The following is a 26,249-nucleotide window of genomic DNA, read 5'->3' as shown; positions in this document are numbered from 1 at the left end:
GCCGGGCACCCGGCGGCCGGCCAGCCCGGCCGGGGCGGGGACCGGCCGAGGAGGAGCTGCGCGATGAACGGATCCGGTTCGGACGACGCCGCCGCGGCGCGGATCTGGACCGAGGCGCACCAGGCCGCCTTCGCGCGGGCCACGGGGGACGTGAACCCGATGCACATGGATGCGCGGATGGCCCGGCGGACGCTCGCCGGCGAGCGGGCCGTCCACGGCGTCCACGCCGCCCTCTGGGCCCTCGATGCCTGCGCCGACGCCCATCCTGTCGACCGGCTCGCGACGCTGCAGATGCGGTTCGAGCGGTTCGTGCTGGTCGGGGATTGCACCGTGCTGACGGTCCACGCGGCGGACGCAGGGCAGCTGCGCCTGTCCCTGGCGGTGGACGGCGTCCGCACCCTGACGATCCAGGCGACCTTCGCGGCGGACAAAGCCCCGGCCCAGCCGATCGAGACGGCGCCCACCGCGATCCCCGCGGAGCCGATCGCCCGCGATCCGGCGGCCCTGACGGGGCTAGCCGGAGCCTTCACGCTGCCGGACCCGGCGGCGATCGCCGCGCTGGCGCCGGGCCTCGCCCGCGCCCTCGGTCCCGGCCGGGTCGCCGCCCTGGGCGGACTCTCGACGCTCGTCGGCATGTTCGTGCCCGGGCTCCACTCGATCCTCTCGAAGATCGACGTGACCGTCACCGACGGTGATGCCGGCTCGAGCTTCGGCTACGCGGTGAAGCGGTTCCAGCCGATGCTGCAATCGGTGACGCTGGACGCCGCCGGCCCCGGCCTCACGGCCCGGGTCGAGGGCTTCGTCCGCCCGCGGCCGGTGGAGCAGGAGAGCCTGCAGGACCTCGCGGCCCTGGTGGAGCCGGGCGCCTTCGCCGACGTGTCCGCGCTGATCGTCGGCGGGTCGCGGGGGCTCGGCGCCGCGACCGCCAAGCTGATCGCCGCAGGCGGCGGGACGGTGTGCATCACCTACGCGTCCGGCGCCGACGAGGCGGAAGCCGTCGCCCGGGAGATCCGCGACGCGGGCGGGCGCTGCCAGGTCCTCCGCTACGACGCCGCCGCGCCGGCCGCCGCGCAGCTCGCGGCGCTGGCGATGCGCCCGTCGCAGCTCTACCATTTCGCGACGCCCCGCATCTTCCGCCAGAAGCGCGCGCCCTTCGAGCCGGCCTGCCTGGACACGATGATGCGCGTCTACAATGCTGCGTTCTACGAGCTGAGCCAGTTCTGCCTCGACCGCAGCGACGCCGTGGCGGCCTTCTACCCGTCGACCACCGCCATCGACGAGGCGCCTCGCGACACCCTGGAATACGTCATGGCCAAGATCGCGGGCGAGACCCTCGCCGCGACTTTGGGGCGGACGCTCCCGAAGCTGCGGACCGTGATCGAGCGGCTGCCCCGGGTGAAGACCGATCAGACGGCCACGATCTTCCCCGTGCCGGCCGCCGCCCCGAGCGCGCTAATGCTGCCGATCATCCGGCGGATGGCGTCGGCCTGACCAGAAGGACCGGGGCGCGGAATCGACGGGCCGGACGGGGCCGTCACAGGGCTGTTGATCAATTCAAGCGCCCCCCTGCACCGACACGAGCGCAGGACGGTGAGCCCGGCCAGCGCGACATCTCCGCGCGCTGCGCCGCTGTCTTGTTTCGCTCCGCCCGCCAAAGGCGGCACCATCGCCCTCGCCGGACGCCCGTCTCACTCGGCGGCGTCGTGTTGGACCTCCGCATCCGAGTCCGGGTCGGCCTCGTCCTCGGCGTCAGCCTCACCGTCCTCGGACTCCACGGGCGCGGCAGCCGTGAAGAAGTCGCCGTTCCGGATCGCCTCGCCGCCGGTCACCAGCATGCTGAGATAGGTGTTGAGGGTATTCGGCGCGACGTCGGGCAGCCGCTCGGCGATCTCGACATGCGACAGGCCCTGCGGGCCGGCCGAGCCGAGCAGCGCCTTCAGCCGTCCCTTGGCCGAGTTCGCCCGGGGACCGCGGGCGCCGCGCCGTCCGCCGGAGGCCGGCGCGGCGCGTTCGGCCGCGGAGGCCCGCAGACCTTCGGGCGCGTGGAGACCGGAGGCGTCCAGCGGGATCCCTTCGACGATCGAGGTCAGCGCCGCCTCGGCCGCGCGGAGCTTGGTCAGCTCGGCTCCGATCCGGTCGTAGTCGCTCTGCAGTGCGGCCCTGCGCGCCCGCACGTCGACCAGGGCCTTCGTCAGGGTGTTGTCCTCAGCCACCGGACGGCCTCATCCCATGATTTCGCTGGGTGACGGCATACGTCATAGGACCATTGCGGCGTCAACAGGCGCGCGGAGGCTCGCCGGCCGGGCCCGGTGACGGCCCGCGATCGGCAGCGCGAGTTGTGAGGACGACGCCCGATGGCTTAGAGACATCTTCGAACGCCTCTGCCGGCTTGGAGTCATCGGCGCAATTGCCGAATCTCGACGGATTCCGATTTCGGCACGCCGATACCGTAATCGTCACGTCAGAAGGCGAACGTTCTTCCACGGGTTCGATGTGCGGCCGTCCGCTCCGGGACGTCGGCCGCGTCGCGCCCAGGGGCATTCATCGATCCCGCAGAGCAAATTATGTCTTTGAATATTTTCGACAAAGGGGAGAATAATGTCATCGACATCGATTCGCGGGATCAGCACAGCCAAGCCGGAAAGATCTACATCAACGGCGACAACAACTACATCCGCATAGGCAGAGGCTGCGTGTCCGACAAGGACATGCACATCGTCATCGAGTCCAACTGCCGGTTCGATGTCGGCGAGCACGTCCGGCTCTCGATGGCCAACATCTATGTCGGCCCCAGCTCGATCCTGCGCATCGGCGACAGGACCGGCTTCACCGGTCTTGTCCATCTCAATCCCGTCGAGGCGAAGGCGATCGAGATCGGGACGGATTGCTCCATTGCGTCCGGCGTCTGGATGACGACGAGCGATTTTCACTCGATCGTCACCCGGGATACCGGGCAGCGGCTGAATCCGGCCAAGCCCGTTCGCGTCGGCAATCACGTCTGGATCGCCAATCACGCCACGCTCCTCAAAGGCTCCGTGGTCGGCGACAACGCCATCATCGGCGCACACGCTGTCGTCACCGGAACCGTGCCGCCCCATTGCGTGGCCGCCGGCAATCCCGCACGCATCGTGCGGGAAGACGTGACATGGCGTCCGGACCTGATCTGACCGCACCCGCGATGAGGCAGGCGAGGGCGGACGGCTCCGGGCCTCGGACTGGTCCTGCGGAGCACCATCGGCGTCCCGTTGTTTACCCGGTGCGCGTGTTCCGTTAGGGCGATGAACCGCCGACACGGCGCCTCGTCCGACGCGCCGGCACGCCTTCGATCAAGCCCACAATCGGCCAGCGCGAACACATGCTCCTCCGAGCCTCAGGTCTCGTCTCAAGCGCCGCCGGGCCGAAGCCCGCCTCGGGGCTGGTGGCCTGCACCGCCTCCGACGCCGCGGATCGCGGACAGGCGCGCGCGGCGCGCGGCGCAGCGCGAGCGGTACGTTGAAGCGGTTCTTCCGCCTGTACCGCAGGGTGCGCGGCAATCCGCTGATCCGGCTGGCGGTGCGCCGCGGCCTTCCGGCGGCGAACGATCTCGTCACCGCGGATGCGCAGATCGCGACTCTGGCCCCGCATGTCGACGCGGCCTTCTACGCGAGCTGGTACGGGATCACGGCCGATCCGGTGCGCGACTACCTCGTCCGCGGCTGGCGCGAGGGGCGCGACCCGCGCCCCGACTTCGACTCCGCCGCCTACCTCGCCGACCGCCCCTACCTCGCCCGGGCCGGCATCAACCCGTTCCTGCACGCCCTCACGCGCCGGCGCGCCCGGGCCGGCGGCGAGGGGGGCGGCGAGGGGGGCGGCGAGGGCGGGGCGGCCGGCGCGCCCCTGCCCAAGCCCGACACGGCCCGGGCCGAGCGCCTCGCCCGCCGCCTCGTGGACGGGGCCTTCTACCTGGCCAACAACCCCGATCTCGCCGCCGCCGGCGTCGATCCGGTCGACCACTACATGGCCTCCGGCTGGCGCGAGGGCCGCGAGCCGGCACCGCAGTTCGACACCCTGGCCTACTGCCTCAGCCGCGGCCTCACCTTCGCCACCCAGAACCCGCTGGTGCACTACGTCCGCAACGGCGGACCCGCCCGGCCCGACCCGGACGCGGCGCTGGCCCTGCGGATGGAGACCCTCGCCCCCTACTTCGACGCCGCCCATTACCGGCAGCGCCTGCCCGGCCCCCAGGCCGAGGCGCTGGCCGGGGCCTCGGACGCCGCGCTGCTGCGCCACTACGTGGCGGAGGGCTGGCGGGCGCGGGTCAGCCCGCGGCCGGACTTCGACCCGGCCGGCTTCGTGCAGGCCCGCGCGGGCAGCCGGGCGGTCGGCGACGACCCGTTCTTCCGCTACGTCGCCGAGACCCGGCTGTCCGGGGGCGCGCCGTTCGCCGAGCCGCACCGGCTGAACCTGCCGGCGGTGGATGCGGACTGGTACCGGGCGACCTACCCGGACGTGGGCGGGCGGGAGCCGTACCTGCACTTCGCCGAGGCGGGCTGGCGGGAGCTGCGCGACCCGGGGCCCGGGCGCTCGACGCTGGCCGCGCTGCTGGGCGTCTGCGGCCTGCGCCCGGCGCGGGCGCCGATCGCCGATACGGGCTGGCTGGGGGCGATCGGGCAGGCGGCCTGCGACCGGGACGGGCTCCTGGACCTGCAGGCGCGGCTGGTGGCGGGGCATTTCGACCACGGCTTCTACCGGGCGCGCTACGGGCTGTCCGAGGCGGACGACGCCGTGCGCGACTATTGCGACACCGGCTGGCGCAAGGGCCGCAACCCCAGGGCCGACTTCAACGGCTGGGCCTACCGCGCGCACCATCCCTACGTGGAGGCGACGGGCATCGCGCCCTTCGTCCACCATCTGGCCCGGGCGCTGCTGCGCGGCGACGACCTCGCGGGCGACGCCTTCGATCCGCGCTACGGCGCGCCGCCGGCCGCGGAGGACGCGGAATTGTTCGAGCAGGCCCGCCTGATCGAGCCGTTCTTCGACGCGCCCTGGTACCTCAAGCGCTACCCGGATACCCGCGGCTTCGAGAACGGGCCGGCGATCCACTTCCTGTCCCACGGACAGGAGGAGGACCGCGATCCGAGCAAGACCTTCTCGACCCGCTTCTACCGCCGGGCCTACGGCCATCTCCTGGGTGCGGGGGAGTCGCCGTTCCTGCACTACGTGCGCACGGGCCGGGCCGCCGGGCTGATGGCCGCCCCCGAGGATCTCGGCGCCTACCCGCCCATGGAAGCCCCCGCGCCCGACGCATGGGACCGCCTGCCCCGGGCCCTGCCCATCGACCAGGCCCGGGTCGTCGTGATCGTCCCGGTCTACAAGGGCCGCGGCGAGACCCTGCGCGCCCTCCACGCCTGCCTGTCCCAGCCCCAGGCCACCCCCTTCACCCTGCTCGCCGTCAACGACCGCTCCCCCGACCCGGAACTCACCGCAGACCTCGCCCGGCTCGCCGGCCGCGGCCTGTTCCACCTCGTCGAGAACGAACGCAACCTCGGCTTCGTCCGCTCGGTCAACCGCGCCCTCGGCCTCCGCCAGGGCCGCGCCGTCGTCCTGCTCAATTCCGACGCGCAGGTCTTCGGCGACTGGCTCGACCGGCTGGTCGCCCACGCAGACCCCAAGGTCGAACCCGAGGCCGAAGCCGGGGCGGGGCTGCGCGTGGGCAGCGTCACGCCGCTGTCCAACAACGCCACGATCTGCTCCTACCCGCGCTTCAACGCCAACAACACCATGCCGCTGGAGATCGACCGCGCCGATCTCGACCGCATGGCCGCGCAGGTCAACCGCGGCCACGCCGTGCCCGTGCCCACCGGCGTCGGCTTCTGCATGTACATGACCGCCGCCGCGCTCGACGCCGTCGGCACCCTCGACGCCGAGGCCTTCGGCAAGGGCTACGGCGAGGAGAACGACTGGTGCCTGCGCGCCATCAAGGCGGGCTTCGTCAACCTGCTCGCCGAGGACGTGTTCGTCTACCATGCCGGCCAGATCTCGTTCGGGCTCGACGAGGGCGGCGAGTACGTCCAGGGCCAGGCGGCCCTGCTGGCCAAGCACCCCGACTACCCGGCCCGGGTCGGCCAGTTCGTCCAGGCCGATCCCGGCCGGCGCGGGCGGGCGCGGCTCGACCGGGCGCGGCTGGCCCGGCACTTCGCCGGCCGGGCGCTCCTGTACGTGACCCATTCCTGGGGCGGGGGCATCCAGCGGCACATCGACGACATGGTCGCGCAGGCCCGGGCCGAGGGCCTGAGCGTCGTGCTCCTGCAGATCGACCGGACCCGCAACCTCGAGGTCCACGTCGCCTACCGCAGCCCCGAATTCCTGTACCTGCCCAACCTCGACAGCCTGTACCTGCCGCGGGATGCGGACGAACTCGCCGGCTTCATCGCAGAGCTGGCGCCGGTCCTGATCCACGTGCACTCGCTGGCGGGGCTGCGCTGGGCGGCGGCGCGGGCGCTGATGGATCGGGTGGCGGGGTCGGGCCGGCCCTACGCCTGGACGCTGCACGACTACTCGCCGGTCTGCCACCGCAACCACCTCGTCCAGCCGGACGGGCGCTATTGCGGGCTGGCGCCGGTCAGCGCGTGCCGGGCCTGTCTGGCTTCGGACGCGGACGGGTTCGAGGAGCCGGATCCGGGGGAGCGGCGGGCGGCGTTCGGGGCGTTCCTGGCGGGGGCTTCGCGGGTGTTCGCGCCGTCCGCCGACACGGCGGGCCGGATCCGGGGCGTGTACCCGGATCTCGCGGTCACGGTCCGGCCGCATGTCGAGCCGGAGCGCAGCGTGCGCTCCACCGCCCTGCAGCGGCCCGGACGCGTCCGCCGCGTCGCGGTGCTCGGCGGCATCAGCCTACCCGAAGGCGGATTGCTGCTGCAGGCTTTGGCGTCGGACGCGCGCAAGCGAGACCTGCCGCTGCACTTCTCGATCGTGGGCTTCTCCGACCCGGCCCTGACGGGCGGCCTGGAGCGGGCCGGCGTCACGGAGACAGGGCGGTACTCCACCGACGACCCGACCCTCGACCGGGTCGCCCGGGCAGCCCTCCAGATCGCCGAGACCGGCCGTCACTGGGAGGATGACGAAATCCTCGATCTCGTCACCCAGGTCTCTGCCGATCTGGTGCTGATGCCGTCGATCTGGCCGGAGACCTACGCGTACGCGCTGTCGCTGGCGCTGCGCACGGGCCTGCCGGTGGCGGCCTTCGACCTCGGCGAACCGGCGGAGCGGCTGCGTGCCGACCCGGACGGCCATCTTCTGCCCTATGCCCTCGTCACCGACCCGGCCGCCTGCAACGACCGCCTGCTCGCCCTCGACATTCCGGCCGGCGGCCGAGTCGCCACGCCGATCCGGGTCGCCACCTCTGACAGCCTGATGCGCGGCTACTACGCTCCCACCACCTGACGCCGACCGGCGCGGGACGCGCCGGTCAACGCACTTTGGCCCCTTTTCTCGTCGAAGCAGGCCCGGCAACGCGAGGTCAAATCGATGCCCGCCCTCCCGACGGCTCCCGGGCAGAAGAGCCCGATCGAGTCCTATCTGCATGTCCTGCACGCCCTGATGCTGCGGGACATGCGCACCCGATTCGGTGCCTCGCTCTGGGGTTACGGCGTGGTCGTGCTCTGGCCCTGCGTCCACGTCTTCATGCTGATCGCCATCTACACGTTCCAGAAGCTGGCGGCACCGCTCGGCGACAACCGGGCCCTGTTCTTCGCGACCGGGGCGGTTCCGGTTCTGGTTTTCCAGTACATCTCCCGCGAGGTCATGAAGGCGGTGATCATGAACCGACCGCTGACCTACTATCCACAGGTCAAGCTGTTCGACGTGATCCTCGCTCGGATCCTCGTGGAGATCGTGACCGGCTTCCTCGCGCTGCTGGTCGTCTGCTCCATCCTGATCGCCATCGGGACCAATCCCGTCCCTGCAGAACCGTTCACGGCCATGTGCGGCTATCTCGCCGCCATCATCTTGGGGGTCGGGATCGGAACGATCAACGTAGCGATCATCGGCTTCTTCCCGGGCTGGCTGATCGGCTACGCCCTGTTCAGCATCATCCTGTACGTGTCCAGCGGCGTCATGTTCCTTCCAAGCTATATGCCCGACAAGGTGTATTACTGGATGAAATACAATCCCGCCATGCAGCTGTCGGAGTGGGTTCGATCGGCATACTATCCCTATGCTGGAATTCAGGTCGACTACCTTTATGTCGTCATGTTCGGATTGACCTGCGCCAGCATCGGCCTACTGCTCGTCAAGCATGTCGTCAGCAAGCTGCAGGGGTGAGCCGGGGGGGGGATCGTGCCTGCCATAGAGCCGCGCACCGCGCGGTAGGCACGGTCCTCGGGCAAGCTTGGTATCACCGTAGGCACACTGGAGCCGCGGCATCCGACCGGTCAGACCGGATGCCGATCCGGATCCGGGGCCGCAGACAGACCTTCGGGCCTCGAAAACTCAACCCGCTCCGGGGCAGGGCTGCCGCACGATGACGAATGCCGTTCATGCGATCGATACGACGTACATCCGCCGGATCCAGCAGCAGCAGATCGAATTGACCCTTCTCAGGGCCGAGCGCGACGCCGCCCTGCAGGAACGCGATCTGGCCCGGGCGCGGTCCGAGGCGACATCGACCCTCCTCGAGGCGCTCCTGGGAGGCCTGCGGCCCTACGGATTCAGCCGCACGCGCTTCCTGTCCGCGATCCGCAGGGCGGCGCGGACCGTGCCGGATCACGGCCCCGCGGCGCTCCAGCACGGCATCCTGTTCGAAGGATCGAACCGGATCCTGGCGGGCCCGCGCAGGCCTGTCCAGGCGGCGGCACACCGCTGACACCCCCGCGCCTGCGCGCGTTCCCCGTTCGGAGACTGGAGCCGAGGACCATGGATGTCGAACTCCTGACGGTGTTCAATGCCCTGATCAACCTGAGGGACAATCTGGACGCGCGCCCGCACATCCTCGGCTCCGAACTCGACTTCCTGTCCTTCGCCACCCGGATGGCGCCGTACTCCAACGCGCAGCTGCTGCAGGACCTGTGGGTGCTGTATGAGCTTCAGGAGAAGCGGAACGGCTATTTCGTGGAGTTCGGCGCCTGCGATGGCGTGAGCCTCAGCAACACGCTCCTGCTGGAGAAGACCTACGCTTGGCAGGGCGCCCTCGCTGAGCCCGCCCGGGCGTGGCACGCGGCGCTGCAGCGCAATCGCAACTGCTACATCTCCGACAAATGCGTCTACAAGACCGACGGGATCGAGGTGCTGTTCAACGAGGTCGACATCGGCGAACTCTCCGGCATGGAGGACTTCGCAGACGGCGACTTCCACGCCCAGTTCCGGCAGGAGCGCCGGCAATACCCGGTGGCCACGATCTCACTGGACCGGTTCCTCGCGGAGGCGCGGGCGCCGCGGCGCATCGATTACATGAGCATCGACGTGGAAGGCGGCGAGTTCGACGTGCTTCAGAGCTTCGATTTCACGCGTCACGACATCGCGCTGATCAGCGTCGAGCACAATTTCTCGGGCAGCCGGGAGAAGATCGACGCGCTGCTGACCGGTCAAGGCTACCGGCGGCGCTTTCGTCAGCTCTCCCTGTTCGACGATTGGTACGCGCGCCCGGATCTCGTGGCCGCACGGTCCTGACGGAGGGCGGGGTTATGTCGGCACAGACCGCGATCGCGATCCTCGATTCCATGTTCGACCTGTTCAAGGAGATGGGCAGCGGCATCGCCCTCGACCTGAACTGGCTCGCCATCGCCCGGCGCCTTCAGCAGGTCCGGGCGCAGGCCGTCTGGTCGGCCGATCTGGACTTCGTCGCCACCAAGCTGAAGGCGCACGCCGCCCATTATGCGGCGACCTACCGCCCGCCGCTCGGCTCGGAGGCGATCAGCAAGGCGAACGCCGACAGGCTCGATGACGTCGTCCGCCACTACTCGATCCTGCGCGCGCATCTCGAACAGCAGTTGCCGGCCTCTTGAGGCGCTGGCGGCGGGTCCGCCGGCACAGAGGCGTTCCGAGCGCGGGCCGCACCAGGCAGCGCCGCCCGCGTCCCGGGGCGGACCAGTCTCGCCCGGCCCGAGCCAATCCGCCGGTCCCAAGCGTTGAGAATGCGAACGGTTTGGGGCATCGATCGCGAACGCGTGCGTCGAACCGGAGACGATGGGGATCTCGTGAGCAGTCTGAAATTCGGGACAAGCGGCTTGCGCGGTCTCGTGACCGACCTCGTCGGCGGGCCGAGCTACGCCTATGCCAGCGCATTCTTCCGATCCGTCTCGGCGGAAGACACCCACCGAGCGGTGGTGATCGGGCGGGACCTGCGCGACAGCAGCCCCGCTATCGCCGCCACGGTAGCGGAGGCGGCCGCGGCCGCCGGCTTCACCGCGATCGATTGCGGCGCGCTGCCGACCCCGGCCCTGGCCCTCGAAGCGATGCGGCGCGGCGCCTATGCGGTCATGGTCACGGGCAGCCACATCCCCGAGGATCGCAACGGCCTGAAGTTCTACCGTCCCGACGGCGAGATCACCAAAGCCGACGAGGTGGCCATCCTGGCCGCCCTGGCGGACATCCCGGCCGGCGGAGAGAAACCGGCGGCGTCGTCCGCGACGCCCGAGCCTGACGCCATCACGCGCTACCAGCAGCGCTACGCCGCCGCCTTCGCGCCGGACACCCTGAAGGGCCTGCGCATCGCGGTCTATCAGCAGAGCTCGGTGGCCCGCGACCTGCTGGCCGACCTGCTCGCCGCCTTCGGCGCGCAGGTGACGCCGATCGGTCGGTCGCAGGTCTTCGTGCCGATCGACACCGAAGCCCATCGTCCCGAAGACATCGCCTTCATCCGCGATGTCATGGCACCGAGGTCTTTCGACGCCCTTGTGACCACGGACGGCGACGCCGACCGGCCGCTGGTCGCCGATGGGACGGGCCGGATCCTGCGGGGCGACGTGCTCGGGCTCATTACGGCCCGTTACCTCGACGCCGACACGGTGGTGGTGCCGGTCACGGCCGGCTCGGCCCTCGAGCAGTCCGGGGGCTTCCGGACGGTTGTGCGCACGAAGGTTGGCTCGCCCTTCGTCATCGCCGGCATGGAGCAGGCGACGTCCGCCGGGGCGCGGATCGTCGTCGGGTTCGAGGCGAACGGTGGGTTCCTGCTCGGATCGGACCTCACCGTCGACGGGAGGACACTGCCCGCCCTGGCCACGCGCGATGCGATGCTGCCGATCCTGGCCACCCTGGCAGCAGCCCGCGCAGCCGGCACCACCCTGGCGGACCTCGTGGCGTCCCTCGATGCCGGGGAGATGGCCAGCGATCGCCTGCCGAACACCCCCTCCGAGGCGAGCGCTGCCTTCCTCGAACGTCTGCAGGATGCGGACTTCCGGGCCGCCTTCCTCGGGCCGATCGGGTCACCGGACTCGATCGACCAGCAGGACGGGATTCGGATCGAGCTTGATAGCGGGCGCATGATCCATTTCCGGGCCTCGGGGAATGCCCCCGAGTTGCGCTGCTACGCGGAGGCTAAAACCGCACAGGACGCACAGGAACTAGTCCAATGGGGGCTGAAAGCGGCGGCTGCCGCCATGGCACGATAGGAAAACTTGTGATCCCAACCAAGGCGGCCCTAACGTTCCTGCACTCAATTTTGCGGACCCATTGCACAACCGCTGACAAGCTGGTTATGCCGTCGCTGAGCGATTCATTGCGATTACTGCTGAAGCCGTACGCGTTGCACGTTTTGTTGACGTCAGTGCCCCAGCGCACTCAACCGGCAACCAAAACGCGTCAAATTCGAGCGCCGCTTCAATGATGAAATACCGCTGTCGACCATGTTTTCTTTCCACAGACGAAGCCGAGTACGCCTGGAGAGCCCTATCGGCTTAGTCCAGGCGACGATGAAGATCGGACTGCCTCATCTCACCGGCAAATGGTTCAATTGAATTCTTGAACCAGCCCCTTGGAGAAATTGAAGGAGATCGAAGTCAGTACTGAAATATTAACATACAACAAATACGCCCACAGCCAATCATTTTATTTTTACTGATATAGTGCTAATAATTATATAGCGCTTACAGCGAGGCCTATCGGTGTCTGTCCAAGTTTTCCAATGCATACGAACGCATGTCCTCAATGAGACCAGGTATTGCGAGCCAAACGTCGGCATGGATATAACAATATGATCGATCTCGAATTTCAAACAAACGATCACCGCTGAAGCCATCAATGCGGTCGCTCCAGTTTAATACCATTGAATTCTCAATTTCTTGAAATTCGCCAACATCATAATTGAGACTGAAACTCGCAGCGAATGGCGCCGACTTGTCAATGAACATTTGACGCATTTCGTCGTAATTTGACGACTGAATAATATCAGCACCGCGAAAACCTTGCGCATTCCAAAAACGCATCAATTCGCAGTCGACGCAATCATAAGATTTATTGCTAACTTCGGAGACCCCGACCGGACTAATTATATTGAGAAGCTCGGACGCAAATTGGCTGGCTACATCCGGGATTCGATCGAATAAAAATATCCTGATGGATTCTCTACCGAAGACCGATGCCCATGCGCTGAGCAAGGCATCTGGTACCAAGAGGTGTAGGTGGCTGGGCCTGACCACGCAAGAAAACGCAAACTCAAGAAGAGTGTGTGTTGCCCCATGCTTTATTGTTTCTTGCCACCAAGAATACAATAATTCAAGCGGGTTTCTTTGATAATATACTATCGTAAAATCTGAATTTTTTAGTTCATTGCGCAATAACTGCATCGCTGAACGCGGTATATAGCACAGTTCTTCACTAGATAATACGCACGTTTTATTAAAAGATTTCAACGCAGCAAGCATTTCAGAGAACACGGGATCGCGTGGTTTGCTTGCTGCCAGTGCAAAAGCATGCTGACCCAGCGATTCGGGGCCAGAAAACGGATACGCAAACGTACTGTCGCCTTGAGAAGATTGCGAAAACAGCATTCGCTGGATGGATGTCGTACCAGTTTTATGGGGCCCAATGTGGAATATAAATCTTAATCTCATCTCTAAAAAACACGCCACTAGTCGGGGACGAGGTCACAATGACATAGCAACCGTTGGATTGCCGGTATTTGAATCTATTGACTTAGCAAACCGGCTGTGCGGAGCACTCAATCGCACCAGCGTATCAATTAGGGGCTGTGCGGAGGCGTCAACGCAGCGGCCCGCAGTGGAAAGCGTCAAATCAGGCTGGAGGGGCACTTCGTACGGAGCAGAGATACCCGTAAAGTTCGCTATTTCACCTGATCTTGCACGACCATATAACCCTTTAGGATCGCGGGCCTCGCAGAGTCTAAGAGGCGTATCGACAAATACTTCAAGAAATGAAGTATCTCCGGAAATTTCTCTCACGACTTCCCGCTCCGCCCGAAATGGAGAAATCATCGAAACTATTGTAACGAGTCCCGACTCGGCCATGAGTCTAGCGACTTCGGCAGCGCGACGTATATTTTCCCTTCTATCGACATCGCTGAAGCCCAAATCTCGATTAAGACCTTGCCTAAGGTTGTCTCCGTCGATGACCATGCTCGCTCGTCCAGCTTTGGTCAAAGCACGATCGACCACGTCGGCGATACTGGATTTCCCGGCACCGGAGAGACCCGTTAACCAAGCGATGACAGGCCTCTGTCCCAGCGCACGCCATCTTCGCTCACGCGGCTGCAGGAGCTGCCAAGTTAGATTCCGCTCGCTGGTTGTGTCTTGCGACTGGCTCACAGCTCGCCTCGCGCTCTCCGGGACATCGAGGACCACCTTTACACAAATTCGTGATCTCCGGTGTTACCACAACGTCACGTTGATAAGCGAAGCGCATGGCGAGTGGTTCACACGCTGCCGGCAGGGGTTGGATCGGGATCAGACCGGGCTTTGGCTAGGCTGATGTGAAAGCCAAAGAGCGCGTGCTCTCAATGTCTGGATCGACCGATAGCCCCTGCCCCCGCCCCTTGTGCGAACGAGCGAAATAGCTCGCAGCATCGCGGTGCAGAGCACCAATGCGCCAGCCGTGGACGCGATACTTTTTAGTCTTCGATCATAGACTTCAGCCCAATTTCCGCAATCGGACTGGATTTTTATTGTGCGATCAATTGCCGAACCGCATTGAATGAGCCAGAAAATCCCTAGATCGGCAAAGAGGAGTTAAAATAGCCCCACCTGTGGCTCATGAGCCATTAAAGCGGCGGCCATTGCATTGCGGAGACGCCGGCGCCGCTCTGGCAGCTTACTGATAACAATCACGTCGCCAGCCGCTTTGCCTGGGGCGGGTGGGACCTGAGCTGCCCTTCAATAGCCGGACGCGCCGTGGCGGCTCAATGGCTAGAGCCGTGCCCTTTCAGGTTGGCTCATAGGCATCGTATCCAGCTGCGGTGAGGTAGTTTCGGCACTCTTCCGGTCGGACGGCGGCGAACGCGTCCTCGATGGCGATGGTCAGGTCGGCGGCGGTCCGTGCTGCAGCCGTCCGGAGGAGGGCTTTGACCTTGGCAAAGACCTGCTCGATCGGATTGAAGTCGGGACTGTCGGGCGGGAGGTAGAGAACCCGTGCGCCGACCGCCTCGATGGCCTCGCGCACCCCGGCGACCTTGTGGGCGTTCAGATTGTCGAGGATGACGGTGTCACCGGGCCTCAGCACCGGAGCCAGGGTGTCGGTGACGTAGGCGCGGAAGCGCATACCATTCGTGGCTCCATCGAAGACGCTCCTAGCGATCAGTCCCGTGGCGCGCAGGGCGGCGGTGATGGTGGTGGTCTTGTAGTGCCCGTGGGGCACGGCGATCCGGCAGCGCTGACCGCACGGAGCACGACCATAGCGGCGGACCATCTTCGTCGTGGCCGCCGTCTCGTCGAGGAAAACCAGGCGATCTGGATCGAGGTCGGGTTGGCCATAGAACCAGTCCTCGCGCGCGGCCCTCACATCCGACCGCGCCTGCTCGGCCGCGTGGACAGCCCCTTTTTACGGGTGATCCCATGCCGGGCGAAGAAGCGTGACAGGCTGCTCGTGCTTGCCCGGACGCCGCGTTCCGAGAGCCTGTCGCGCAGTTCCCGCAGGAAGGAGAGCGGGTATTCTTCGTTGAGCCGAAGGATCAGGGCGGCCTGCGCTTCCAGACGCTGCGAGTTGCGGTCGCCGCCCATGGGCTTGGGCGCGATCTGCCCGTCCTTTCGGAAGCGCTCATGCCAACGGACCGCGCTGGCCGCCCCGACCCCGAAGCGTTTGGCCGCCCGACGCCGCGATGCACCCGCTTCAATCGCGGCGACCACACGCTCGCGCAGGTCCACCGACAGGGCTGAAGGCATGGCAATCCTCCATCACAAGCCCTTCCAGTCAATCACACGCCAGACAGATCGCCTACCTCAAGCGATTCAACCCGCCAGGGCGCGGCTCTAGGCGCAGGCCGACCTGATCCGGCAGATCTACGAAGCGCAGCCCGAGCTGCTCCTGCATGAGTTGCGCGACCGTCTGGCCGAACAGGGTCTGCGGGTTGGGGTCAGCAGCCTGTCCCGCTTCTTCAAGCGCCACGGCGTCACGCGCAAAAAAACACCGGCCATGCCGCCGAGCAGGAGCGGGAGGACGTGAAGGCCGCGCGCCTGTCCTGGTTCGACGGCCAGCTCGATCTCGACCCGGACAAGCTCGTGTTCCTCGACGAGACCGCCACCAACACGAAGATGGTCCGCCGCTATGGGCGAGCCCCGCGCGGCGAACGCTGCCGGGTCGCGGTGCCGTTCGGCCACTGGAAAACTATCACAGTCACTGCCGGTCTGCGCACCAGCGGCCTGACAGCCACCGCACTCTTCGATGGACCGATGACCGGCGCTCGTTTCCGTGGCTATGTCGAACAAACCCTCGTCCCAGCCCTCAGGCCCGGCGACACGGTCGTGCTCGACAACCTGCCCGCCCACAAGGTCAGCGGCATCCGCGAGTGCATTGAGGCGGCGGGAGCGAGGCTGCTCTACCTCCCGGCCTATTCCCCCGACTTCAACCCGATTGAACGCGCCTTCGCCAAGCTCAAGGCCATTCTTCGTGCCGAGGTCGCTCGCACGATCAGCGAACTCTGGGACACTATCCGACGAGCCTTCAGACGCTTCACGCCAGCCGAATGCCGCCGCAATCTCGCCGCCGCAGGCTACGACGCATATGATCCGACATGATCGGATGACGCTCTAGACAGAGCGGGCAACTGACACAGCCGACTGTCGACGCGGCCGAGCTAGCGTTCGAGCGGTGGGCGAATTTGCGCTCATACGCTGCGGATCATAATCTGCCCCACGTCGTGACCATGTTTGGAGTCGATGTGCTCCATGTCGCTGAAGAGAATGCCATCGATTTCAAGGCGCCAATTTCTCATCAGCGTCGCTTTGCTCGGCCTCTTTCTGCATTGTGCAAGCCCACGCTGATCGCTGGACGAAGTGATTGGATGCACGGATTTCATTGCATCGTCGGCAATCATCGACCAAGTTTCGCCGACCTTTTCCTATTCCATATCACCCATTGCGACAATGGGATTTGGTACGAACGACAGAAGAAGCGAAACGCTGCCACACCAACCAGCATTGAAGTATCACATCATTCAATACCACTGGACAAGTTAATAGATCACATTCAAAACGAGGTTGCGAGTCTGCCTCGCCGCGTCATAGAGATGCGACGGGGAGAGAAACATTTCGAAGATACGAAACGTGTATTTGCAGATCAGATCGAAAAGAAGGATTGGATCGCCGCGCCAGACATCTGGCGTATACCGAGCCGTTTCTCTGGTACCTTATAGATTCGCTAAGGCCAGACACATCGCACGCCTCACAGTAGTGCTCAATGGCCGGCTCGACTCTCGTTGTGCGCCCTGTCGCCTACCGTACAGCCTCGGTATCGCGCATCTCTGTTTTTCGGAGATCGGGTCGCCGGCTCATCGCTCTGCTCCAAGGTAACGAAGGACGGGCATGATGCCGTTCCTGCGCAGATCGGTGGCCAGCCAATCGGCGTCGTAGCCCTTGTCGGCGCTCAGGCGGCGGATCCGGCCCGGCGCCTCGACCAGCAATACTGGGGCGGTTGTGACGTCGCTGGCGTTGCCCGGCGTCAGCGGGAGGACGTTGGGCCGGCCGAGGACATCGCTGAGAGCGCGGATCTCGGTCGTCTGGCCGCCGCGCGACGAGCCGATGACCTGCGCCCTCGCCCCCTTTCCCTCCATGGACAGACCGGTGAGCCCGGGCGAAACTGCTGTCGAGAGTGCCTGCGTTGCCGGCTCACCCGGCCTCGGCCAGCGCGGAGAGCATTGCTTTCCAGAAGCTGCGCCGCGACCAGCGATTGAAGCGGTTGTAGACCGTGGTGCGCGGGCCATACGCGGCCGGGCAGTCGCGCCAGCGGCCGCCCGACGTCGGGACGTGCAGGATGCCCGAGATGATCTGCCGGTCGTCCTTTCGCCCGCGGCCGGGCTGGACCCTGGGCATGAACGGCTCGATCATCGCCCACTGCTCGTCCGAGAGTCAGAACAGGTTCGCCATCGCCACCTCCAGGCTGCAAACGGCCGCCTGGAATCACAAACTGCCAAACCCTACAATGCCCTGGTTCGGTTCACTTCCTAATGCCGAACCGCAAGAGTTTCGCGCGCCGTTACGAATGCCTCGACCAATCGGGTCAACCGCCTCACCGATCCCCCGCGCCAGGATCGACGAAGCAGCGCGACCGCTTCCCCATCCAGAGGCGCTTCAAAGGCAGGATCGAGCCCGCGATTGGCAGCGATACCCTCCAGGACCGGTCCGAGCAGCGCCTCAAGATCTGCTTGGCTGGGCACCGCCATCTCCAAGACACGCAAGCGGTCGAGCAACGGACCAGGAATGTTGCCCACCCCGTTGGCCGTGGCCAACCAGGACACTCGGCTGATGTCAACCTCGGTCTGAAAACAAGGATCTTGGTAGGCCCGGGCGGTCTCCGGCTCGAGCATCGGAAGCAAGGCATCCCAAAGCCTACCGTGATCTGCGCGCGTTGCGGCCTTCTCCAACTCGTCGATCAGCATCAGCGGATTGGCGGTGCCAGACCGAGCCACCGCCATGATCGGATGCGCGGGCTCCGACGTTGCCCAACGACGATCAAGGCCACCCAGCGATGCGCCCGCGTCCCGAGTCGCATCGACTCGCCACAGCCCCAATCCAAGATGATGGGCGATCCTCGCGACAAGGCGGCTCTTGCCGGCTCCCGGCGGGCCGATCAGCAGGGTCGGCCGGAACGTGGCGTGCTCACGTCCGATCAGATCGGCAAGAAGCCTGTCGATCATGGCCTGCGCGTAAGGAAACTCGAAGGTCAACCGAGCGCGCACAGCCGCGAGATCCGGCACCTCGACGAGCGGGAGCGGCTTGCCGATGATGTGCTCATAGCCGCGCGCGATGGACTTGCCGCGGTCGCTCCCGGTCTCCTGGATCGTTGGAACGACGAGAACGTGCCCCTTGGGCACTTCGGCGTGTGGGACATCGGCGTCCGGTATCTGTGCCGTCGTCTCGACGGTCGCCGCCTTCTCGCGCCGGCGCGCCTCGTTTTGGGCGAGGCGAGCCTCGATCATCTTCCACCTGCACCGCTCCCGCGTCGTCGCGTTGTCTGCAACCGGCCGTGTCAAGACCTCCCCAACGGGTACGAGCGCGTGGACGAGTGCCACATCGCCGGCGAAGGCGTCATCGACGCCACAGGCCAGGGCGGCAGCCGCAGCGATGGCGCTGCTCGTCTTCTCGGAAAGTGTCAGAAGCGCATCCTTGAGCGCGTCGTGCCAAGCTGCCTGCAGGGCGACAGCGAGATCGGTCGCCCCGGTTACATCCGTATCGGCGCCCGGTTCGGCAACGCGTCCGAGAGCGAGGCGCGTCTGCGCCTCGGCCAGGGCTGCGAACCCATTCCGAAGGTCGAGAACCGCTTCGCGTTCCTGCCAAAGGGGCTGGGCCAAGCGCGCGGCAGCTCTGCGATCATCGCCGGCGCAGGAAAGCAGCGTCGCGACATCGGCCAACGCCCGCGCCACCGGCTGATCGCGCTCCACGGCCAACACGTCGAGGAACCGGATCAGGGCGGATCGTCGGGCGATCCATCGACGGTCACGCCATAAAAGACCGTCCGAAGAAGTCCTTGCCGCGATCCAGGCCGAGACCAGGGCCTCGGCATCCGGGGCGAGGGTGGTGATCTCCAGGGCGATCTCGGAACAGGCAGAATCCACGCGCAGATCCTGTGCAAGGCAGGCTCGCAGGCGGCGCGGAAGCATCGGTTCGAGCAGGCGACGTGCCGCTTCAGGGTCGATCTGGAAGGCAGGCGGGGTCGAAGAGAATGCCATCGGATTCCTCCCTCTCAGCGGGCGACGCCGACGCGGTCGGAACCGCGGCGCGCAACGGAGCACCAAGCGTGGGCGAGGCAGAGCACCTTGAGATCAGCCCGGCGTCGAGCGCGCCGCCCGAGCACGTGCACGAGCAGGTCGATGCAGGAGCCGTCACCCCGCGCTGCGCACAGGCAGAGCGCCGACATCGCCGGATCGAGGCGCCCAGGAAAGGCGATGGCCTCGGCGAGGACGCCGAGGGCGATATGGATCGCAGCCGCCGAATCGCCCCGGCAAGCCGCGGACCAGTCGGGGGACGGCAGGGGCTGCGCGGCCTTCAGGGCAGCGGCCAGGCGGCACTGCGCCGGCATATCGAGCGTCTGAGGGGCGAGGACGCGCCACCAGGACAGCGGCAGCGAGAGGCTGGCCGCGTCAGTTGTGCCGGAGGGGTGGGCATCGGGGTCACGAGCGAGTGTCATTGAGACAGACCTGGAGAGCACGCCAGCGCGCAGGCGCGCGGTGCGGGATTGATGGAGAGCGAGATGGACGCATCAGGTCGCGGTCGCGACCCGATGCCAGCGTGGTGCGATCAGGGCGAGAACGGCCCGGGCGAGTGCGGGTGTTTGACGTTTTCAGGAACGGCGAGGCTCGCCAACGCCATCGTCAGAAGGTCCGGCACAGCCGCGCGCAATCGGGCTTGAAGCGCCGCCGTTACAGTCTCGAGCGCGGACGAGACCGGGGTCGCGAACAGCTGATCTATGGCCGGTCCGCTCACCGTAAGGTCATCGCAGTATCCCGCCCTTCCATAGACGTCGATCAGCACCGCGCGAGTCTGAGCGACCTCGTAGCCGAGTGAGGCCAAAAATGAGCGACCCTGGACCTGCGCGCACCGCAGCACCCATTCGACTTGGTGTATTTTCCTAGCCTCATTTTTTCCGGAGCCTCTCTTGACCTCGGCGATGATGGCTCGGCTCTCTCTCCGGTCGACGACGATTAGGTCGAGGAATACCGACTGCGCGACGGCGCCAGCGAGTTCGATCGAGGTCTGGTTGAGCTGGGCGACGCTGCTGGCGCGGACGAGTTCCTGGGTCGGCACGGTGATCGGCATCGCGACATTGCGCAGCACGATGTAGCGCCCGCTTCGCTCGAGGACGTCAGTGATGGCCGCCTCGATCAGAGACCCGTGCCGCTTGACCATGGAGGCCAGCACGGAGCCGAGCTGCGACAAGCCTGGTCCGAGCAGGGGATCGGGCACGAAGGTCGCCCGGAACGCGCCGTCGAGCGCTGCCTCGGCCGCGGCCATCAGTTCGGGTGCGCAGATCTGTGGGATCGCGGGCTGGACGTGGCCGTAGCCGAGGGCGGCGGCGCTCCCGAGCGGGACGGTGATCCGGCTGGTCGGCCCGGAGCTAGGCTGCCCACGTGCAGATAACCGCTGTCGGCCGCCGCGCTGGGCGGCGGGGTGGGGGACGACGATGGTCATGGATGGTTTCCGTCCAGGCGACACCAAACCGCGCGCCCTTCGCCGAACGGCGGCAGGGCGGCGAACGGGCTCGTTCCGCGGCCTCAGGCCTGCGGCGACGAAGGCGTCAGGATTGCGGGATTGCGAGGGGACGCTGAGGCACGGCGTATCGCGTGCCAGCGCACCTTCAGGCGATCAGGCGGGTTGCCGGGACGGGCGGTGGGACTGCCCGGAATTCATGCATCGGGCCAGTTTCGTCGGCGTGATTACGCCGGTAGTGAAGGTCTCAGCCATGGTCGGTATCCTCATGCGATACGGATCGTGGTCAGGCCGGCGCTCGGTGCTGCTAACACCGGTGCCGGCCGCCCTCTGCTAAAGAGCGGCGCGGCGTGTGCGGGTGGTCTGCCGAGGACGAACGTGGCGCGTATCGGCGTCTTTGAGAAGACCACAACGGCGACGATATGATCTCGAGGAAGCCCTTCCTGTCGCGATCGTTAACGGAAGCCTGGCGCCCTTTTCCTTGTTGCAGGTGAGCGCTTCACATCGCATGATCGCCTAACGGCCGGGTGGCAGATTGTCGCCAGCAAAGCCTTGCACACTGCGCCGATCTCACGGATCCGCACAGATCTAAGTGGTGACATTTGCCTGTGTGACCACGTCAGAGACACAGCGGATTTCATGCTGTATCGCCGCAGGATCAGTGTGAGCGGGTATGTGGCGGACCTCTAAGTACAACCGCATTGAGGAAATGCACGTGTTTCGGTCAGGGCAGAGCGGCTACGTGCCCATCGGCCTCTTGATCTTCGAGGGTGGCTCCTCAAGGCGCATCGGTCGGTTTGCCTATAGCTCCGACTATCTAGCTGCAGAAGGACGTAGGCCACTCGACCCCATTGGCCTGCCGCTCGGAACCAAGTGGCGGCCAGCGGCTCCGGGAGAGGTTCATCTGGCCTTTCACGATGCAGGCCCTGACGGCTGGGGAAAAGGAATTCTGTCGCAGGTATTCCCAGAACTGGAACTCGGCATGCCGGAATTTCTGGCTCTGGGCGGGCTGTCGCGCACGGGCGACCTGGCCTTTGGCTCAACGCCCGAGGCTCCCGAGAGGTGGACACCCAGAGCGGACGCGGCGCCTGGGTTAGTTCAAAGCGAGGACGTTCTCGAAGAGGTGCTCATCGCAGCAGAAAATTATGAAGGAGGCGAAGCGTCGGCGGACCAACTCGCTCAGCTATTCATTCACAGCTCGGACATTGGAGGAGCTCGACCGAAGGCGCGCATTCGGGTTTCAGACAAGGAATGGATAGCCAAATTTTCCACGTGGGATGACAGGTTCGACAATCCCAGGGCTGAAGCGGTTTGTCTGGATTTTGCTGAGGCCGCAGGACTTCGAGTCCCTGACCGCGAACTGCGTGTCGTTAGCGGTCGGTCGGTTCTCTTGATATCGCGGTTCGACCGGTCCTCGGATGGGGCTCGTTTGTCTTACCTCAGCGCCGGCACTTTGCTGAGTGAACCTGCCCATGGATATGCCACAAGCAAGACCTATTCGGACATCGCATCAGCCGCGCGCCGGATCGGTGTTCAGGATCCAGAGCGCGAGATGTTCCGCAGGCTCCTGGTTAATGCCTATCTACGGAACACCGATGATCATTTGCGCAACCACGCCTTCATCCACGATGGGGCCGGCTGGCGGCTCTCACCGGTATTCGATGTTGTACCGCATCCTTCGGGCACCAAACATGTCTGCGCCCCAGCTCCCGGTATCAGTCGAGAGTGCAACCCGAGCATCGCATTCGCGAGCTACGCCAAATTTGGCCTCTCCACGGCCGAAGCCACATCGATTCTCGTTGAAATTCATGAAGCGACCTCACGCATCCCGGATTTTTTCGACGCCCGAGGCGTATCTCGACGGGACCGGGAAATGCTCTTGGCATGCTTCGGCTTGCTGCCCAGACCTATCACGTCCTAGCGAATCTCCGCATCAGCGAATCAGTGCCACCTCTTTATAATTGGTCTCATTCGACGGAACGCCCGTACCTTTATAGGTAAAATATTTCGGTCAAATAAACATACCGAAAATCATTAGAGACCGATTTATATCTCCAGAAAAAATTAAGGACCCAACAATTATGTCAGTTTTAAACTCGCCTGAATCTGCCTGCGAAGCGACATGTCGTGTTTTCGAACCACATTCATAAATATGATTTTTCTACCAAAACTTGAAATTTCAGCCGATCGGATCGAGTAATAACAATTTTGAGGGTCCGCAATCTTTCAATCAGGCGGCCCGCACGCCGGGCCCATCCCGCCCATGCGCCTGATCCATGATCTCGCCGATCCGCTCGCCGACGGCGACGGCGATCTCGACCGAGGCCGCCCCTTCCGAACCCTGCCGGCAGATCCGGGTGAGGACGTCGGTCACGCGCTGCTCCATGACCCCGAGGATCGCCGCGGCCGCCTGCGGCTGCGCGCCGCGCAGCACGGCGGCGAGGTCGCAATAGGCGTCCTGAAGAAGTCGGAGCGTGAGCCGCTCGACCGCTTGTTCATCCTCCGCCGACAAGGCTTGCATCAGACCCCACTCCCGACAGCGCCCCCAGCCTTGCCCCGACATCTTAACAAGCCGTGAAGGATGCCGCGGGACCGCAAGATTCGGCTAACCCTGCCGCAGGGCCGGAGGACGCCCGCTCCTCATGCGCGGCGCGGATTCCGGGCGGCCGAGGCGCCTCGGTGCGATCCGCGGCCGGGCGGAGGGAACTTGGCGGGCCCTCGGCGGGTCGACCCCGCAAGATCCGTCAGCGCGAGAGCCTCCCCATGCGCCTCCTCATCATCACGAGCCTCTGTCTGGCCGCCATCGCCGCGACACCGGCATCGGCCCAGGTTCAGCAGACCAATCCCAACGCCGCCAACCGATCCATGGAAACCGGCGGCCAGCTGCGCGCCCTGCGGCAGGAGCAGACGACCCAGAGCAACACGCTGCGGATGGACATCCAGCGCAACCAGGCCGCGACGCCCGCCCCGAATACCGGACCGAACGCGATCGGCCCGACCGGCGGCACGGGCGTGATCGGCCGCTAGGACCGGGACGGTGCTGGCCGGAACCGGTCCACGCTCCCTACACGTCCGGCAGGCGCCGCCCCTTCACGACCACCCGCGGCCACCGGTCCAGCCCGATCGGCATCAGCACGGCGATCCCGGGCGGCACCGCGGCGTCGCCGAGCAGGCTCTCGAGGGAGACCCGGCAGGCTTCCTCGAGCTCGCCCCGCGTGCGTGCGCCGGACGTCTTGATGTCGGCGATCAGGAGCGCCGCGATCTCGTGGGCAAAGGCGTCGCCGTCCAACATGCCGGGCTCCTGTTCTACGCGTGATCCCGTAGAGCCTCTCGCACAACGCCCGGAGCGCGGTTGCGGTCGGAGGCGAAGCCGCCGGCGCCCGAGAGTCTTGTGGGAAACCCTTAGCCGTCTCGGGCCCCCGCGAGCAGCCGGACAGAATTACGTATCCCCATACCGATTGCGGATGGTGTCACCGTCCGGTCCCGGGCGGCCATCCTCCGCGAGACGACCGTGCCGGGCCCCTACCCATAAAGGAGAGATAGTCCGCCCCGGACGGCCCGTGCCACGTCGGACCGGCAGATCGCGGCTCGGAAGCCGCTTGCCGATCGGCGGCGCGCTCCTGGGCTCGCGTGACGGGGACCAGGGTCCGGGTGCCGTGGGGACGCAGCCCGCGATGGCGCCAGAGGGATCGAGGACCGGACCGATGATCATCGTCGACGAGCGCTCCGGCCCCTTGAGCCCTGGCGCCGCCCCCGCCCGCATGCGCGCGTCCGCGGAGAGCTCGCCCGCCGGACGCCGCGGCGCCGGGCGACTGGCGATCCTGGTGTCGGCGGGGACGATCCTGTTTCTGATCCCGGCCCTCTGGAACGGCCACCCGTTCCTGTTCCCCGACAGCGAGCACTACTTCATCATCGGCCGGAGCATCCTCAGCGGTCTCGCCCGGCTCGGCGGCTCGGCGGCGGCGGCCGGCAGCGGCGGCGCCGTCATGGCCGATCCGGCCGCGAGTTCGGATGCGGCGGGCGGCCTTGCCGCGATCGCGGGCGGGCGCTCCCCGGTCTATGCGCTGCTGCTCTACGTCCTGTCCGCCCTGGCGAGCGTGTGGTGGATCATCGTCCTCCAATCCGTCCTCGTCTCCTGGCTGACCGTGACATTCCTCGACCTCGTCTGGGAGCGGTACCGGCCCGGTGCGGTCCTGGCCGGTCTGGCGGCCTTGGCGCTGCTCACCTCCGCCGGGGCGTTCAGCGGCTTCCTGATGCCCGACGTCTTCGCGGCGACCTTCGTCCTGGCGGCCCTGCTGCTCGTCTTCGACACAGCGGCGTCCCGCGGAAAAACCCTCGCCTATGCGGGCGTTGTCGCCCTCAGCCTGGTGATGCATGCCACGATCGTCCTGCTGGCCGGATCCGCGCTCGTCCTGATCGCGCTGTGCCAGCTCGTCCCCTTCGCAGACCGACATGTCCGCAGGGCGTCGCTGCTCTGGATCGGCGGCGCGCTGATCCTGGGGCTCGCCTTCAATGCGGCCTATCTCCGGCTTGCGGAACGCGTCTCCGGGCATCCGGTCGGAACGCCGCCCTACCTGATGGCGCGCGTCATCGCCGATGGGCCGGGGCGTCTGCTCCTCACCGAGACCTGCACGCCGTCCGATCGCCCCTTCGCGGCGTGCGCCTTCGCAGGCCGGCACTTCGTCGACCACAATGACTTTCTCTGGGGCAGCGGGAGCCCCGGTCCCAACTTCAGCACCGCGCCCGCCGCCCTGCGCACGGCGCTCGGCGCCGAGGAGGGGCGCTTCGTCCGCGCGGCAATCCTGCATCATCCGATCGCGCAGGCGGCGGCCTCGACGCGCAACGCCCTGCGGCAGCTCGTCAGCGTGGACATGACCGAGTTCGTGATCGGGACGCATCTCCTCGTCGACGATGCCGAGTTCAGGACGGCCGCGATCCTGAAGACGATCCCCAAGCTCGACCGGTGCCTCGCGCAACCCGGCGTGTGCCCGCCGGAGGCCGCGCTCGTCCCGACCCTCCAGGGTGCCTTCGGCGTCAACCTCCTGTCCTGCTTGGCCGCGATGGCCGTCACCGCGCTCTACTGGGCACTGCGGCCCCGGCTCGGGGCCGACACCCGGGCGCGTCTGGATCGCCTCATGCTGATCGGGACCGGGATCTGCCTCCTGCTGCTCGTCAACGCGATAGCCTGCGGCGCTCTGTCCGGACCGCATGACCGCTACCAAGCGCGCCTGGCTTGGCTGAGCGCGCTGTTCTTGGTGGCGCTCGCGGTCCATGCGGGCGGGCCGGGCGAGCCGCAGCCGGCGCGCAAGCCGGTGTGACGGGCGCTGCGCGCGCCGAACCGACCCGTCCGCGGCGGGACGGACGGCATGCGCCGGCGGAGACGCGAAGCGGCCGCCTCCGGGGGATGCACGGCGGCGGTCCCCCCGCGGTCAGGCATTCAGGCGCGGATCGCGCCGCCCAGACCTTCAG

21 protein-coding genes and 2 pseudogenes are annotated in these 26,249 nt (G+C 66.2%); 13 read left to right on the top strand and 10 right to left on the bottom strand.

Going from position 1 to position 26,249, the window contains the following annotated elements; translation table 11 throughout:
- Positions 1–63: 63 nt before the first annotated feature.
- Positions 64–1,491 (top strand): SDR family NAD(P)-dependent oxidoreductase, encoded by a 1,428-nt coding sequence (locus tag ABC766_RS02990; protein WP_345821092.1) that lies wholly within the window; start codon positions 64–66, stop codon positions 1,489–1,491.
- 197 nt (positions 1,492–1,688) lie between these two features.
- Here the strand turns inward: ABC766_RS02990 and ABC766_RS02985 are convergent, their stop codons facing one another.
- The gene (locus ABC766_RS02985) at positions 1,689–2,213 is read right to left on the bottom strand and encodes a hypothetical protein (RefSeq protein ID WP_043756280.1); all 525 of its coding nucleotides are present in this window, start codon (positions 2,211–2,213) and stop codon (positions 1,689–1,691) included.
- Positions 2,214–2,564: 351 nt separating this feature from the next.
- Here ABC766_RS02985 and ABC766_RS02980 point away from each other — a divergent pair, with 351 nt between their 5' ends.
- From ABC766_RS02980 to ABC766_RS02950, 7 genes are all read left to right on the top strand, one after another.
- Positions 2,565–3,167 carry an acyltransferase gene (locus tag ABC766_RS02980; protein ID WP_043349829.1) on the top strand — a complete coding sequence of 201 codons (603 nt, stop codon included), beginning with the start codon at positions 2,565–2,567 and terminating at the stop codon, positions 3,165–3,167.
- Between the two features lie 325 nt (positions 3,168–3,492).
- Entirely contained in the window at positions 3,493–7,419 is a 3,927-nt protein-coding gene (locus tag ABC766_RS02975; RefSeq protein ID WP_345821090.1) for a glycosyltransferase, read from the top strand.
- 84 nt (positions 7,420–7,503) lie between these two features.
- Positions 7,504–8,298: an ABC transporter gene (locus ABC766_RS02970; RefSeq protein WP_345821088.1), complete on the top strand. Its 795-nt coding sequence runs from the start codon at positions 7,504–7,506 to the stop codon at positions 8,296–8,298.
- Between the two features lie 199 nt (positions 8,299–8,497).
- The gene (locus ABC766_RS02965) at positions 8,498–8,839 is read left to right on the top strand and encodes a hypothetical protein (RefSeq protein WP_345821087.1); all 342 of its coding nucleotides are present in this window, start codon (positions 8,498–8,500) and stop codon (positions 8,837–8,839) included.
- A gap of 50 nt (positions 8,840–8,889) precedes the next feature.
- Complete coding sequence (locus tag ABC766_RS02960) at positions 8,890–9,642, top strand: FkbM family methyltransferase (protein WP_043349817.1); 753 nt, start codon at positions 8,890–8,892, stop codon at positions 9,640–9,642.
- A 14-nt stretch (positions 9,643–9,656) separates the two neighbouring features.
- Positions 9,657–9,977, top strand: a complete 321-nt coding sequence (locus tag ABC766_RS02955) for a hypothetical protein (RefSeq protein ID WP_043349814.1) — start codon at positions 9,657–9,659, stop codon at positions 9,975–9,977.
- A 192-nt stretch (positions 9,978–10,169) separates the two neighbouring features.
- Entirely contained in the window at positions 10,170–11,582 is a 1,413-nt protein-coding gene (locus tag ABC766_RS02950) for a phosphomannomutase (RefSeq protein WP_345821085.1), read from the top strand.
- Between the two features lie 486 nt (positions 11,583–12,068).
- On the opposite strand, the gene ABC766_RS02945 is transcribed toward ABC766_RS02950, so the two are convergent.
- From ABC766_RS02945 to ABC766_RS02935, 3 genes are all read right to left on the bottom strand, one after another.
- Positions 12,069–13,022, bottom strand: coding sequence for a sulfotransferase domain-containing protein (locus ABC766_RS02945; RefSeq protein WP_345821084.1), 954 nt, complete (start codon positions 13,020–13,022; stop codon positions 12,069–12,071).
- Positions 13,023–13,055: 33 nt separating this feature from the next.
- Positions 13,056–13,652, bottom strand: coding sequence for an adenylyl-sulfate kinase (gene cysC / locus ABC766_RS02940; RefSeq protein WP_427902311.1), 597 nt, complete (start codon positions 13,650–13,652; stop codon positions 13,056–13,058).
- A gap of 694 nt (positions 13,653–14,346) precedes the next feature.
- Positions 14,347–15,302 (bottom strand): IS630 family transposase gene (locus ABC766_RS02935; RefSeq protein ID WP_345821082.1). Its coding sequence is split into 2 segments (ribosomal slippage): positions 14,347–14,951 and positions 14,951–15,302, totalling 957 coding nucleotides; the frame shifts between segments, so codons are not numbered across the junction.
- A gap of 91 nt (positions 15,303–15,393) precedes the next feature.
- Here ABC766_RS02935 and ABC766_RS02930 point away from each other — a divergent pair.
- Positions 15,394–16,154 (top strand): annotated as a pseudogene (locus ABC766_RS02930) (IS630 family transposase); the annotation flags it as partial.
- 122 nt (positions 16,155–16,276) lie between these two features.
- Positions 16,277–16,771 carry a hypothetical protein gene (locus tag ABC766_RS02925; protein ID WP_345821081.1) on the top strand — a complete coding sequence of 165 codons (495 nt, stop codon included), beginning with the start codon at positions 16,277–16,279 and terminating at the stop codon, positions 16,769–16,771.
- Positions 16,772–16,930: 159 nt separating this feature from the next.
- On the opposite strand, the pseudogene ABC766_RS02920 reads toward ABC766_RS02925, so the two are convergent.
- The 4 genes and pseudogenes from ABC766_RS02920 to ABC766_RS02905 form a co-directional block, all read right to left on the bottom strand.
- A pseudogene (locus ABC766_RS02920) lies at positions 16,931–17,462 on the bottom strand (IS5 family transposase); the annotation flags it as partial.
- 116 nt (positions 17,463–17,578) lie between these two features.
- Positions 17,579–19,303 (bottom strand): AAA family ATPase, encoded by a 1,725-nt coding sequence (locus ABC766_RS02915; protein ID WP_345821080.1) that lies wholly within the window; start codon positions 19,301–19,303, stop codon positions 17,579–17,581.
- A 14-nt stretch (positions 19,304–19,317) separates the two neighbouring features.
- On the bottom strand, positions 19,318–19,761 hold the full coding sequence (locus ABC766_RS02910) for a hypothetical protein (protein WP_345821079.1): 444 nt from the start codon (positions 19,759–19,761) through the stop codon (positions 19,318–19,320).
- A gap of 110 nt (positions 19,762–19,871) precedes the next feature.
- Entirely contained in the window at positions 19,872–20,585 is a 714-nt protein-coding gene (locus tag ABC766_RS02905; protein WP_345821078.1) for a hypothetical protein, read from the bottom strand.
- Positions 20,586–21,522: 937 nt separating this feature from the next.
- Here ABC766_RS02905 and ABC766_RS02900 point away from each other — a divergent pair.
- Complete coding sequence (locus ABC766_RS02900; protein WP_345821076.1) at positions 21,523–22,701, top strand: HipA domain-containing protein; 1,179 nt, start codon at positions 21,523–21,525, stop codon at positions 22,699–22,701.
- A 309-nt stretch (positions 22,702–23,010) separates the two neighbouring features.
- Here ABC766_RS02900 and ABC766_RS02895 read toward each other — a convergent pair whose 3' ends face one another.
- Positions 23,011–23,301 (bottom strand): hypothetical protein, encoded by a 291-nt coding sequence (locus ABC766_RS02895; protein ID WP_043349792.1) that lies wholly within the window; start codon positions 23,299–23,301, stop codon positions 23,011–23,013.
- Between the two features lie 242 nt (positions 23,302–23,543).
- Between ABC766_RS02895 and ABC766_RS02890 the strand changes: the two genes are divergently transcribed.
- The gene (locus ABC766_RS02890) at positions 23,544–23,807 is read left to right on the top strand and encodes a hypothetical protein (RefSeq protein ID WP_075379904.1); all 264 of its coding nucleotides are present in this window, start codon (positions 23,544–23,546) and stop codon (positions 23,805–23,807) included.
- A gap of 37 nt (positions 23,808–23,844) precedes the next feature.
- On the opposite strand, the gene ABC766_RS02885 is transcribed toward ABC766_RS02890, so the two are convergent.
- A complete protein-coding gene (locus ABC766_RS02885) occupies positions 23,845–24,072 on the bottom strand; it encodes a hypothetical protein (protein WP_043349788.1) in 228 nt (75 codons plus the stop codon).
- Between the two features lie 412 nt (positions 24,073–24,484).
- Here ABC766_RS02885 and ABC766_RS02880 point away from each other — a divergent pair, with 412 nt between their 5' ends.
- Positions 24,485–26,098, top strand: a complete 1,614-nt coding sequence (locus tag ABC766_RS02880; RefSeq protein WP_345821073.1) for a hypothetical protein — start codon at positions 24,485–24,487, stop codon at positions 26,096–26,098.
- Positions 26,099–26,249 lie beyond the last annotated feature (151 nt).

Source organism: Methylobacterium fujisawaense, assembly GCF_039619325.1.
GTDB lineage: Bacteria > Pseudomonadota > Alphaproteobacteria > Rhizobiales > Beijerinckiaceae > Methylobacterium > Methylobacterium fujisawaense.
Note: the sequence above shows the minus strand (reverse complement) of the source record. Positions and strands in the feature narration are given on the sequence as shown.